Origin of the sequence: Pantoea vagans (genome assembly GCF_001506165.1) — a bacterium.
In the GTDB taxonomy this organism is placed as follows: Bacteria; Pseudomonadota; Gammaproteobacteria; order Enterobacterales; family Enterobacteriaceae; genus Pantoea; species Pantoea vagans_C.
The window spans coordinates 564,570-576,376 of sequence record NZ_CP011427.1 but is presented as its reverse complement, the minus strand read 5'-3'; the positions used below and the strand labels follow the sequence as shown (position 1 = coordinate 576,376).

Below are 11,807 nucleotides of genomic sequence, written 5' to 3'. Positions count from 1 at the left end.
GATAGCCGATATTTAGAGTGATGTCAGAAACTTAAAGGGTGCAATACCTTACTGGTTACGTAACTATTTCAGGCGGAAAATGCTGGATTGCAGGGTTTCAGCGTGTGTAACCGATTACACTGATGTGATCGCTCTCACTTTTTTCCGTCGGCAGGTTTCATAACATTGATAAAAACAATGATAGATAAACTTCGGAGGCATTATGCCTGGTAATACTCATAAGAGCAGAACATCGAACAAGATGATGACCTTGTTTGTCTGCTTCTTAGCGGCTCTGGCCGGCCTGCTGTTTGGCCTGGATATCGGCGTTATCGCTGGTGCCCTGCCCTTCATCGCAAAAGATTTCAACGTCACCGCGCACCAGCAAGAGTGGATTGTAAGTTCCATGATGTTTGGTGCCGCCGTGGGTGCTGTGGGTAGCGGGTGGATGTCATCTCATCTGGGTCGTAAAAAGAGCCTGATGGCGGGTGCCATCCTGTTCGTCATCGGTTCGCTGTGGTCAGCCATGGCAACGAATCCTGAGATGCTGATTGCAGCACGTGTGGTTCTCGGCCTGGCCGTGGGCGTCGCGTCTTACACCGCACCGCTGTACTTGTCTGAAATCGCGCCAGAAAAAATTCGTGGCAGCATGATTTCGCTGTACCAGTTGATGATCACCATCGGTATTCTGGCGGCCTATCTGTCTGATACCGCCTTCAGCGATGCAGGCGCATGGCGCTGGATGCTGGGCGTGATCACCATCCCGGCGATTCTGCTGCTGGTCGGTGTGTTCTTCCTGCCCAACAGCCCACGCTGGCTGGCAGCGAAAGGCGATTTCCGCAGCGCAGAACGCGTGTTAGCGCGTTTGCGTGACACCAGCGAGCAGGCCAAACGTGAGCTGGATGAAATTCGTGAAAGCCTGAAGATCAAACAGTCTGGCTGGCAGCTGTTCCAGAGCAACGGCAACTTCCGCCGTGCGGTGTTCCTCGGCGTATTGCTGCAGGTGATGCAGCAGTTCACCGGTATGAACGTCATCATGTACTACGCGCCAAAAATCTTTGAGATTGCTGGCTTCGCCAACACCACGCAGCAAATGTGGGGCACGGTGATTGTGGGTCTGGTGAACGTGTTAGCCACCTTTATCGCCATCGGTCTGGTGGATCGCTGGGGTCGTAAACCAACGCTGGTGCTGGGCTTTATCGTGATGGCTGCGGGTATGGGCATCCTCGGGACCATGTTGCACATCGGCATCAACTCGGCTGCTGCACAGTACTTCGCGGTTGCGATGCTGCTGATGTTCATCGTTGGTTTTGCGATGTCTGCTGGCCCGCTGATCTGGGTACTGTGTTCTGAAATTCAGCCGCTGAAAGGCCGCGATTTTGGTATCACCGTCTCTACCGCGACTAACTGGATCGCGAACATGATTGTCGGTGCCACCTTCCTGACCATGCTGAACACCCTGGGCAATGCACCGACCTTCTGGGTGTATGCAGGCCTGAACGTGTTCTTTATCCTGCTGACCGTGGCGCTGATTCCAGAAACCAAAGGTGTGTCGCTGGAGCACATTGAGCGTAACCTGATGTCAGGTAAAAAACTGCGTGATATCGGCCAGAAATAAGGCTGATTGAGCTGAGAAAGGGCTGCCGGATGGCGGCCCTTTTTTTTGTGCCATAAATCGCGCTCAGTTGATTCGGCGATAACAACCCCTTATCCTCCCCAACATGAAAACTCCTCGTCTCCCCATCGCGCTCCAGCAAGCCGTAATGCGCTCACTGCGCCACTTTTTGCAGCTCGCCAATGAAAAGCTGGAACGTCACTTTGACGAGCCAAAGCTGGTTTATCAGCAGCGCGGAACCGCGGCGGGCACCGCCTGGCTGGAGAAATGGGAAATCCGCCTCAACCCGATTTTATTGCTGGAAAACCAGCAGCCCTTTATCGATGAAGTGGTGCCACACGAACTGGCGCACCTGCTGGTATGGAAAACCTTTGGTCGCGTGCCGCCGCATGGCAAAGAGTGGAAATGGATGATGGAAAGCGTGCTCGGTGTGCCGGCGCGCCGCACGCACAAATTTGAAATCGCCTCAGTGCGCAGTGACACCTTCCCCTATCGCTGTGGCTGCCAGCAACATCAGCTCACGGTACGTCGTCATAACCGCGTGCTGCGTGGTGAGAGCGAATATCGTTGCGTGCAGTGCGGTACACTGCTGCAACCCGGTGGATTTACAGCACGTTAGTCCGCAAATCTGATATCCCCTCCCCTGCCATTCTGTTACCCTGCCGCCTTTTTCTGCACCAGGTTAATTTTTGGAATATGTCTCGCAAAACGCTGTTGTTACTTTCTTTATTAGTCGCGCCCATCAGTGCATTCAGCCTGAGTTTCTCCAACTACCATCAGAACAACTTCCAGCAGGCCAAAGTCGTCGCCGCGCAGATCAATGCGGATGCCCCAGCGGATTTTTACTGCGGCTGTAAAATCAACTGGCATGGCAAGAAAGGCGTGCCCGATCTCAGCAGCTGCGGCTACAACGTGCGCAAAAATGCCAACCGCGCCGATCGCATTGAGTGGGAACATGTGATGCCGGCGTGGGAGTTCGGCCATCAGCGCCAGTGCTGGCAAAACGGCGGGCGCAAAAATTGCAGTAAAGATGCCGATTACCGCCGTATCGAAAGCGATTTGCATAACCTGCAACCGGCGATTGGCGAAGTGAATGGCGATCGCAATAACTTCCAGTACAGCCAGTGGAACGGCGGCGACCCGCAATATGGTCAGTGCTCAATGAAGATCGATTTTAAACAGAAGCTGGCGCAGCCGCCGGAGCGCGCACGCGGCGCCATCGCCCGAACCTACTTCTATATGCGTGACCAGTATCAGCTGCGTTTATCACGCCAGCAAACGCAGCTGTTCACCGCCTGGAACAAGCAGTACCCAGTGACAAAGTGGGAGTGCGAACGTGATAACCGCATTGCGCAGGTACAGGGAAATCACAACCCCTATGTACAACAGGCTTGCCAGCGCTAAAAGCGCTACCCTACACTAGCTTTTTTTTCCGATTGCGCCGTGTCCAATGACACGGCATAACGCTGGCAGGAACCGCATGCGTATACCTCGCATTTATCATCCCGAATCTCTTGAAGTTAACAGCGAAGTCTTCCTTGATGAAGACGCCGCCAACCACGTCGGGCGCGTGCTGCGCATGACCGCCGGTCAACAAATTGAGCTGTTTGATGGCAGTAATCTGACTTTTCGCGCTGAAATCACCCAAGCGGATAAAAAGCGTGTAAAAGTAAACATCCTTGCCAGTCAGCCTGATGACCGTGAATCTCCACTACATTTACACCTCGGACAGGTGATGTCGCGCGGTGAGAAAATGGAATTCACCATCCAGAAATCGATCGAACTCGGTGTGAACGTGATTACACCCTTGTTTTCTGAGCGCTGCGGCGTAAAGCTGGATGCCGAACGGCTGGCGAAAAAGATTCAGCAATGGCAGAAAATCGCGATTGCCGCCTGTGAGCAGTGCGGTCGTAATCGTGTGCCAGAAATCCGCGAAGCGATGACATTAGAGGCGTGGTGCGCCGAGGAAGACAGCGGTCTGAAGCTGAATCTGCATCCGCGAGCCAGCCACAGCATTAACACGCTGCCGCAACCTGTGGAGCGTGTTCGTCTGCTGATTGGGCCAGAAGGCGGCTTGTCCGCTGATGAAATTGCTATGACCGCACAGCAGGGTTTCACCGATATCCTGCTCGGTCCGCGCGTGCTGCGCACCGAAACCACGGCTCTCACCGCGATTACGGCACTTCAGGTGAGGTTTGGCGACCTTGGTTAAGCGATAATTTAATTTACTTGGCTGCCCTTAATAATCCATGTTGCGGGAAGGCGGCAAACGAGAGAGTCCTGAATCGCTGACTGAGTCAGTGATTCGGGTGAATGAGAGCAGCCAACTCACCTGCGGCTTGAAGTATGACGGGTATGACGGGCAGTCCCCCCTTTTAGGAGAGAATAATGATTAAGCTTGGCATCGTTATGGACCCAATTTCGTCCATCAACATTAAAAAAGACACCAGCTTCGCCATGTTGCTGGAAGCACAGCGCCGTGGTTACGAAATTCATTACATGGAGATGGGCGATCTCTCCCTGCGTGGCGGTGTGACCTATGCCCGCACGCGTCTGCTGAGCGTCGAGCAGAACTATGACAAATGGTACGAGTTTGGCAGCGAGCAGGTGATCCCGCTTGCTGACCTGAACGTGGTACTGATGCGTAAAGATCCGCCGTTCGACACCGAATTCATCTATGCAACCTACTTACTGGAACGTGCGGAAGAGCAAGGTACGCTGATCGTCAACACACCGCAGAGCCTGCGTGACTGTAACGAGAAGCTCTATACCGCCTGGTTTGCCGATCTGACACCTGATACGCTGGTGACGCGCAATAAAGAGCAGCTGCGCGCTTTCTGGCAGGAGCACGGTGATGTGATCCTCAAGCCATTAGATGGCATGGGCGGCGCATCAATCTTCCGCGTGAAGCAGGACGATCCTAACTTTGGTGTGATTACCGAAACCCTGACCAACCACGGGCAGAACTTCTGCATGGCGCAGAACTATCTGCCTGCCATTAAAGACGGCGATAAGCGTGTGTTGGTGGTGGATGGCGAACCGGTGCCATATTGCCTGGCGCGTATTCCACAGGGCGGTGAAACCCGTGGTAACCTTGCCGCGGGTGGTCGTGGTGAAGCGCGCCCATTAAGTGACAGCGACTGGGAAATTGCCCGTCGTGTCGGCCCCACCCTGAAAGCCAAAGGGCTGATTTTTGTCGGACTGGACATCATTGGTGATAAACTCACCGAAGTTAACGTTACCAGCCCAACCTGCGTGCGTGAAATCGAAGCGGCTTTCCCCATTTCGATCACGGGCATGCTGATGGATGCCATCGAGAAACGTTTGGGCTGATGTCAACGGCGTGTAAGCGCCGTGAGAACCCAAAACCGACGTGGCTGCGGCTACGCCGGTTATTTTTGGTATACGAGTGATAATGAATTTACAGCACCATTTTTTGATTGCGATGCCGTCGCTGCAGGATCCGCTCTTCAAACGCTCGGTGGTGTATATCTGCGAGCACAATGAGGACGGTGCCATGGGCTTGATCGTGAATAAGCCGATGGAAAATCTGACTGTCGAAGGCATCCTGAAGAAGCTCAAAATCAGCGCGAACGATCGCGATCCTGCCATCAAACTGGACAAGCCGGTATTTTCCGGTGGGCCGCTGGCGGAAGATCGTGGCTTTATCCTGCACTCTGCCCAGAAAGTTTACTCCTCCAGCATCCGTATTTCCGATAACACCGTGATCACCACGTCACGTGATGTGCTGGAAGCCATAGGGACGTCATCGCAGCCAGACAACGTGCTGGTGGCGTTGGGATACTGTGCCTGGGAGAAGGATCAACTGGAAAACGAGCTGTTGGAAAATGCCTGGCTGACCACGCCTGCTAACAGCAACATTCTGTTCCAGACGCCGATTGCCGAACGCTGGCGTGAAGCCGCGCGCAGCATGGGTGTGGATATCCACAATATGACCAGCGATGCAGGACACGCCTGATGGCCAGTGAAACTCTGCTGGGATTTGATTTTGGCACCAAAAGCATCGGCGTTGCCGTGGGCCAGCAGCTGACCGGCACCGCACGCGCGTTGACGGCGCTGAAAGCGCAAGACGGCACACCAGACTGGAATCAGATTGAGAAACTGCTGAAAGAGTGGCAGCCAGATTATGTGGTGGTGGGTTTACCGCTGAATATGGATGGCACCGAACAGCCTCTGACGGTGCGTGCGCGCAAGTTCGCGAACCGTTTGCATGGCCGCTTCGGTGTGCGCGTTGAACTGCAGGACGAGCGACTGAGCACCATAGAAGCCCGCGCCGACCTGTTTGAACGTGGCGGTTTTCGTGCCCTGCAAAAAGGTCAGGTTGATTCACAATCAGCAGTGATTATTCTGGAAGATTGGTTCGATACGCACTGAGCCTCATCCATTGGAATGCCGGGTAATTTTTCATTTCACGTCACCGTAGCGGCGCGATTTATCGCGCAATATGGCGTTGGGCACGTTGCCACATCTGGTAAAAACGCGCGATAAATCGCGCCGCTACAGATCAAATCATCCCCGACTGTCGCCGTGCCTGTTCGCTCTGCGCAAAGGTCTGCATACCCGATTGCGCGCCGGTTTGCAGCACGCCGGGTAGCTGATGCATCTTCCCTTCACGAATCAAATTCACTACCGCAGGCGTCGCCACCAGCACCTCAAACAGCCCTATTCGCCCGCCCTCGATGGCTGGCACCAGTCGCTGCGCCAGCACCGCTTTCAGGCTCCCCGCCAGTTGGGTACGCACCAGATTCTTCTCTTCTGCAGGAAACACATCAACAAGACGATCCACCGCCTGTGTCGCTCCGCGCGTATGCAAGGTTGCCAACACCAGATGCCCGGTCTCAGCAGCGGTCAGCGCCAGACGAATCGTTTCACTGTCGCGCAACTCCCCTAACAGAATCACATCAGGGTCTTCACGCAGCGCCGCTTTCAACGCCTGTTGAAACGAGGCGGTGTGCGTGCCGACTTCCCGTTGCTGAATCAGTGAGCGTTGGCTGTGATGCACAAACTCAATCGGATCTTCCAGCGTAATGATATGGCGCGCTTGTTCGCGGTTAAGGGCATCCACCATCGCCGCAAGCGTGGTGGATTTGCCACTCCCGGTGGCACCGGTAATTAAAATCAGCCCTTCTTCCAACTGCAGCAATTGCTGCACCACGTCAGGAAGCTGCAGGCTGTGTAGATTGGGCGCACGGCTGGCAATCAATCGCAGAGCCAGCGATAAGCCCTGTCGCTGCATAAAGATATTGGCGCGCAGTCGCACGCCGCTATGTAGAGTGATGGCGAAATCGACGTGTCCGTTCTCTTCCAACTCTTCTTGTTGCACACCACTCATCCACTTCTCGATAAACGCGTCCAGCCAGTCAGCAGCCAGTTCGCCCTGCTGGGGAATCGGCTCCAGTGCGCCTTGTCGTCGCCAGTGAGGCAAATGTCCGCTGCAAAGGTGCAGATCGGCGGCGTTATGCTTTACACTAAGGGCCACTACTTCATCCAAATCCATTTAACTTCTCCTGACTATGACTTCCATTGAACACAACTTACAGCAAGTGCGTGAGCGCATCGCCGCCGCTGCCGCACGTTGCGGTCGCGCGCCAGAAGAAATTACCCTGCTTGCAGTGAGTAAAACTAAACCTGCGAGCGCCGTCGCAGATGCTATCGCTGCCGGGCAGCTCGCCTTCGGTGAAAATTACGTGCAGGAGGGGGTTGAAAAAGTGGCTGAGCTGGCCGCACATCCTGATCTGCAATGGCACTTTATCGGGCCGCTACAATCCAATAAGAGTCGCCTGGTGGCGGAAAACTTTGCCTGGTGCCACACCGTTGACCGCCTGCGTATTGCACAGCGTCTTAACGACCAGCGTCCGGCAGCACTGCCACCGCTTAACGTGTTAATTCAGGTAAATATCAGTGACGAGAACAGCAAATCTGGCATCATGCTGGAGGCCGTTTCAGAGCTGGCTCAGCAGATCGCGGCACTGCCGCATTTGCGCTTGCGGGGATTGATGGCAATTCCGGCACCAGAATCAGACTATGATCGTCAGTTGGCCGTCTGCCAGCAGATGGCGAGCGCGTTTCACGCCCTCAAACAGGATTACCCTGACGTCGATACGCTTTCTCTGGGAATGAGCGACGACATGGATGCGGCAATCGCCGCTGGCAGCACCATGGTGCGCATTGGCACCGCCGTTTTTGGCGCGCGGGATTATGCGCGACCTTCACAACAATAATTGAGGAACCTCATGTTAACAATGACGTTTTTAGTCAAAACGCTGATCGACCTGTACGTGATGGTACTGCTGCTGCGTATCTGGATGCAGTGGTCACGCTGTGACTTCTATAACCCGCTGTCACAGTTTGTGGTGAAGATTACTCAGCCAATCATTAAGCCACTGCGCCGCGTGTTACCGGCGCTGGGCCCGATTGATACCGCCTCACTGGTGTTGGCGTTTGTCCTGACTACGCTTAAATATCCGGTGCTGCTGCTGATTCAGGTCGGGGTGTTCTCCGTTGACCCGACCAACCTGCTGGTGGGCTTGTTGTCATTAGTAAAATCTGCCGGTTATCTGGTGTTCTGGGTCATCATCATCCGTTCACTGATGAGCTGGATCAGCCAGGGTCGCGGCCCGATTGATTACGTGTTGATTCAGTTGACTGAGCCGCTGATGGCACCGATTCGCCGCATTCTGCCTGCCATGGGCGGCATCGATTTCTCTGCCATGATTGTGATTCTGGTGCTCTACGCGCTGAATTTCCTCGGCATGGACCTGTTCCCAGGTCTCTGGTACCTGCTGTAATTCGTTAATCTGGAACTGTTATGCAAAAAGTTGTACTCGCCACCGGTAATCCGGGCAAAGTTCGTGAACTGGCCGATTTGTTAGCGGCTTTTGGCCTGGATATCGTGGCGCAAACCGAGTTGGGCGTGGAGTCAGCGGAAGAAACCGGCCTGACCTTCATTGAAAATGCCATCCTCAAAGCACGCCATGCGGCTCAGATTACTGGCCTGCCTGCGATTGCCGATGACTCCGGTCTGGCGGTGGATGCACTCGGCGGTGCGCCGGGCATCTACTCTGCACGCTACGCCGGCCTCGAGGCCAGCGATCAGCAAAACCTGGAAAAGCTGCTGGTCGCGCTGGAAAATGTGCCAGATGGCCAACGTCAGGCGCAGTTTCATTGCGTGCTGGTATATGTGCGCCACGCGGCGGATCCGACGCCGCTGGTGTTTCACGGTAGCTGGGCGGGCGAGATTACTCGTGCGGCGGCCGGTGAAGGCGGCTTCGGCTATGACCCGATTTTCTACGTGCCGGAACTGGGCAAAACCGCCGGTGAGCTGACGAAAGATGAGAAGCGTGCCGTTTCTCATCGTGGCAAAGCATTGACGCTGTTGTTGGAAGCGATGCGCAATGCCTGAGTTACCTCCGTTAAGCCTCTACATCCACATTCCGTGGTGTGTGCAGAAGTGTCCCTACTGTGATTTCAACTCTCACGCGTTAAAAGGCGAGGTGCCGCACATCGAGTATGTGCAGCACCTGCTCAGCGATCTCGAACAGGATTTGCCGCTCACCGCCGGACGTGAAGTGCGCACCATCTTTATTGGTGGCGGTACACCGAGCCTGCTGAGCAGCAATGCGATGCAGATGCTAATGGATGGCGTGCGTGCGCGCCTGCCGTTAGCAGCCGATGCAGAAATCACCATGGAAGCCAATCCGGGCACCGTTGAAGCGGACCGTTTCAGCGGCTACCAGAAAGCCGGCATCAACCGTATTTCGATTGGCGTGCAAAGTTTTAGCCCACAGAAGCTGGAGCGTCTGGGTCGTATTCACGGACCAGAGGAAGCGGTCCGCGCGGCGCATTTGGCGGCCGGGCTGGGCCTGCGCAGTTTCAACCTCGACCTGATGCACGGCTTGCCGGATCAGTCTCTGGAAGAGGCGCTGGACGATTTGCGCCAGGCAATTGCGCTCAATCCGCCACATCTGTCGTGGTATCAGTTGACCATTGAGCCCAACACGCTGTTTGGCTCGCGTCCGCCGAAACTGCCCGATGACGATGCGCTGTGGGACATCTTTGAGCAAGGTCATCAGTTGCTGAGCGCCGCGGGCTATCAGCAGTATGAAACCTCGGCTTACGCCAAACCGGGCTATCGCTGCGAGCACAATCTCAACTATTGGCGCTTCGGTGACTACCTCGGCATTGGCTGTGGCGCTCATGGCAAACTCACCCAGCCGGATGGCCGGATTGTGCGCACGGTGAAAACCCGCCATCCACGCGGATTTATGAAGGGTAGCTACCTGGATAAGCAGCACGACGTCGAGAACGAAGATAAAGCGTTTGAATTCTTCATGAACCGATTCCGCTTGCTGGAAGCGGCACCGCGCGCCGATTTCCGCCGCTACACCGGGCTGGATGAGCAGGAGATTCGTCCACAGATAGACCAGGCGATTGCCGCCGGTTACGTGGATGAAACTGCTGAACACTGGCAAATCACGGAGAAAGGGAAACTGTTCCTGAACTCTCTGTTAGAGCTGTTCCTGCCTGAAGAGAAGTAATGATATGCGGATGACCCAGTGAATACTGGGTTATCCGTTATGGCCTTTCGGTATTTTGTCTGAGCTGCAGCAACTGCGTATTAATAATGGCGATGTTCACCTCACAAGGTGCGCCATCATCAAGATAGACCGTTTCGTAGATCTCTAACGCCGCACCATTCTGATTGAAATTCAGCAACCGAATCTGCTCTTCATCCGTCACATTGATGGCATTTAAATGCTGTTCCCTGCGCTGCACCTTCTTACCGGTGATCTGCTCAATGTAGGAGTATTTGGATATTTCCAGCTTGCTGAATTCCATGCTGCTAAACATGCTGACCGGAAAGTGGTTATATTCCAGCGCGACCGGAATGTCGTCGAAGCTCATCAGACGCACCACTTTATAAATTTGATCGTTCGGCTTGATGCGCAACGCCTGAGCCATGTCAGCGGTAGGGACTTGCATGATGCTGACGGTGATAACTTTTCGAACCCCTTTGTACCCTTTCTTTTGCGCCTGAAAATCAAAGGGGGACAATGCGTGGAATCGGCCAACGTGATCGCTTTTTCCGGTCGAGCCGACAAACAGCCCCGAGCCCTTCACCCGATAAATGCGCTGCTGCTCAATGAGAATGCGCGTGGCTTCGCGCACCGTTGCCCGCGTGATACCGATGTTTTTGGCAATAGCAATTTCGGTGTCCAGTTTGTCACCCGGCAGCAGCCCATCATCTTTGATTTTTTGCAGGAGGTAATCGACCACCTCTTTTTGCTTCTCGGTAATGCCATCGGCCATCAACATGCTTCCCAATAAGTGTGCGAGTGCAAAGTTGCGCTCGGTGACTCAACACGTATGCCTGAATTTATTTTCATTGCGCCACCTCCACCGCTTATGGATGTGATCCAGTTAACGCTTTTGCATTCAATAGCAACCTGTCCAGCCAGATTTCAATATTACATATTGTATCTGTACAGGTCGAGGAGCATTATCAAGATGACTATACATCTTTAACTAATGAGTTTTTTACTCGCTTAACTAATAACGATAATTATTAGTAAGTTAAGGAAAAAAAGCTTCTCATCAGCACAGAGAAGCCAAGACTGACGATTAAAAACACCACCAATACCAGGGAATTTCATTCAAACATGACTGTACATCTCATCATGGAAATGATGACAACTTCAGTCACATTGACTTCAGGAGATCATCATGGCGCATCTCGCTAAATGGCTGAATGAAGAAAAAATTCAGTACCTCGATAACGTTGCAAACTGGCAACAGGCGATTGAGGTGGCAGGACGTCCTTTGCTGCAGGAAGGGGCGATTACGCAGGATTACATTGACACCATCATCCAGCAGAAGCTGGAAATTGGTCCCTATTTTGTGATTGCGCCGCGCATCGCCATGCCGCATGCCCGACCCGAGCAAGGGGCTAAAAAGCTGGCCTTATCAGTACTGAAACTGGCGCAGGGTGTCTCTTTTGATGCGGATGAAAACGACCCGGTGGATATCCTTTTTATGTTCTCCGCGCCGGACAGCAACAGCCATATCGAAATGATTTCTCAGCTGGCTGAAGTCCTTTCCGATGAGGAAAAAATGGCACAGATCTTCAGCAGCACCAATCAAGCTGAACTCAGCACCCATTTGTTATCAGACAATTAATCATTCCGTTTAAAAA

General features: G+C 53.8%; 14 protein-coding genes. 12 read left to right on the top strand and 2 right to left on the bottom strand.

The features are described 5' to 3' along the window. The first annotated feature begins 202 nt into the window (after nucleotides 1-202). The 7 genes from LK04_RS02755 to ruvX all read left to right on the top strand — a co-directional run bounded on the left by LK04_RS02755 (nucleotide 203) and on the right by ruvX (nucleotide 5,989). Entirely contained in the window at nucleotides 203-1,597 is a 1,395-nt protein-coding gene (locus LK04_RS02755; protein WP_039337080.1) for a sugar porter family MFS transporter, read from the top strand. A 103-nt stretch (nucleotides 1,598-1,700) separates the two neighbouring features. After that, nucleotides 1,701-2,213 (top strand): SprT family zinc-dependent metalloprotease, encoded by a 513-nt coding sequence (locus LK04_RS02750; RefSeq protein ID WP_052206296.1) that lies wholly within the window; start codon nucleotides 1,701-1,703, stop codon nucleotides 2,211-2,213. Between the two features lie 77 nt (nucleotides 2,214-2,290). Continuing rightward, nucleotides 2,291-2,998 (top strand): deoxyribonuclease I, encoded by a 708-nt coding sequence (gene endA, locus LK04_RS02745; RefSeq protein WP_059109767.1) that lies wholly within the window; start codon nucleotides 2,291-2,293, stop codon nucleotides 2,996-2,998. 76 nt (nucleotides 2,999-3,074) lie between these two features. Beyond that, on the top strand, nucleotides 3,075-3,806 hold the full coding sequence (rsmE, locus tag LK04_RS02740; protein ID WP_039327297.1) for a 16S rRNA (uracil(1498)-N(3))-methyltransferase: 732 nt from the start codon (nucleotides 3,075-3,077) through the stop codon (nucleotides 3,804-3,806). A gap of 176 nt (nucleotides 3,807-3,982) precedes the next feature. Continuing rightward, nucleotides 3,983-4,927: a glutathione synthase gene (gene gshB, locus LK04_RS02735; RefSeq protein ID WP_039327293.1), complete on the top strand. Its 945-nt coding sequence runs from the start codon at nucleotides 3,983-3,985 to the stop codon at nucleotides 4,925-4,927. Nucleotides 4,928-5,009: 82 nt separating this feature from the next. Next, complete coding sequence (locus LK04_RS02730) at nucleotides 5,010-5,573, top strand: YqgE/AlgH family protein (protein ID WP_039327290.1); 564 nt, start codon at nucleotides 5,010-5,012, stop codon at nucleotides 5,571-5,573. Beyond that, complete coding sequence (gene ruvX / locus LK04_RS02725) at nucleotides 5,573-5,989, top strand: Holliday junction resolvase RuvX (protein ID WP_039327287.1); 417 nt, start codon at nucleotides 5,573-5,575, stop codon at nucleotides 5,987-5,989. Before LK04_RS02730 ends, ruvX begins: the two co-directional genes overlap by 1 nt. Nucleotides 5,990-6,119: 130 nt before the next feature. On the opposite strand, the gene LK04_RS02720 is transcribed toward ruvX, so the two are convergent. Continuing rightward, on the bottom strand, nucleotides 6,120-7,112 hold the full coding sequence (locus LK04_RS02720) for a type IV pilus twitching motility protein PilT (protein ID WP_039327284.1): 993 nt from the start codon (nucleotides 7,110-7,112) through the stop codon (nucleotides 6,120-6,122). Between the two features lie 16 nt (nucleotides 7,113-7,128). On the opposite strand from LK04_RS02720, the gene LK04_RS02715 reads away from it, so the two are divergent. From LK04_RS02715 to hemW, 4 genes are read left to right on the top strand one after another with little or no spacing between them, the layout of a single operon-like run. After that, the gene (locus tag LK04_RS02715) at nucleotides 7,129-7,836 is read left to right on the top strand and encodes a YggS family pyridoxal phosphate-dependent enzyme (protein ID WP_039327282.1); all 708 of its coding nucleotides are present in this window, start codon (nucleotides 7,129-7,131) and stop codon (nucleotides 7,834-7,836) included. A gap of 12 nt (nucleotides 7,837-7,848) precedes the next feature. Further along, nucleotides 7,849-8,403 carry a YggT family protein gene (locus LK04_RS02710; protein WP_039327279.1) on the top strand — a complete coding sequence of 185 codons (555 nt, stop codon included), beginning with the start codon at nucleotides 7,849-7,851 and terminating at the stop codon, nucleotides 8,401-8,403. 20 nt (nucleotides 8,404-8,423) lie between these two features. Next, entirely contained in the window at nucleotides 8,424-9,017 is a 594-nt protein-coding gene (locus tag LK04_RS02705; protein ID WP_039327276.1) for an XTP/dITP diphosphatase, read from the top strand. Beyond that, nucleotides 9,010-10,152, top strand: a complete 1,143-nt coding sequence (gene hemW / locus LK04_RS02700; RefSeq protein WP_039327273.1) for a radical SAM family heme chaperone HemW — start codon at nucleotides 9,010-9,012, stop codon at nucleotides 10,150-10,152. Before LK04_RS02705 ends, hemW begins: the two co-directional genes overlap by 8 nt. A 37-nt stretch (nucleotides 10,153-10,189) precedes the next feature. Here the strand turns inward: hemW and LK04_RS02695 are convergent, their stop codons facing one another. After that, nucleotides 10,190-10,924 (bottom strand): GntR family transcriptional regulator, encoded by a 735-nt coding sequence (locus LK04_RS02695; protein ID WP_039327270.1) that lies wholly within the window; start codon nucleotides 10,922-10,924, stop codon nucleotides 10,190-10,192. Between the two features lie 414 nt (nucleotides 10,925-11,338). On the opposite strand from LK04_RS02695, the gene LK04_RS02690 reads away from it, so the two are divergent. Beyond that, a complete protein-coding gene (locus LK04_RS02690; protein WP_039327267.1) occupies nucleotides 11,339-11,791 on the top strand; it encodes a PTS sugar transporter subunit IIA in 453 nt (150 codons plus the stop codon). The last annotated feature ends 16 nt before the right edge of the window (nucleotides 11,792-11,807 follow it).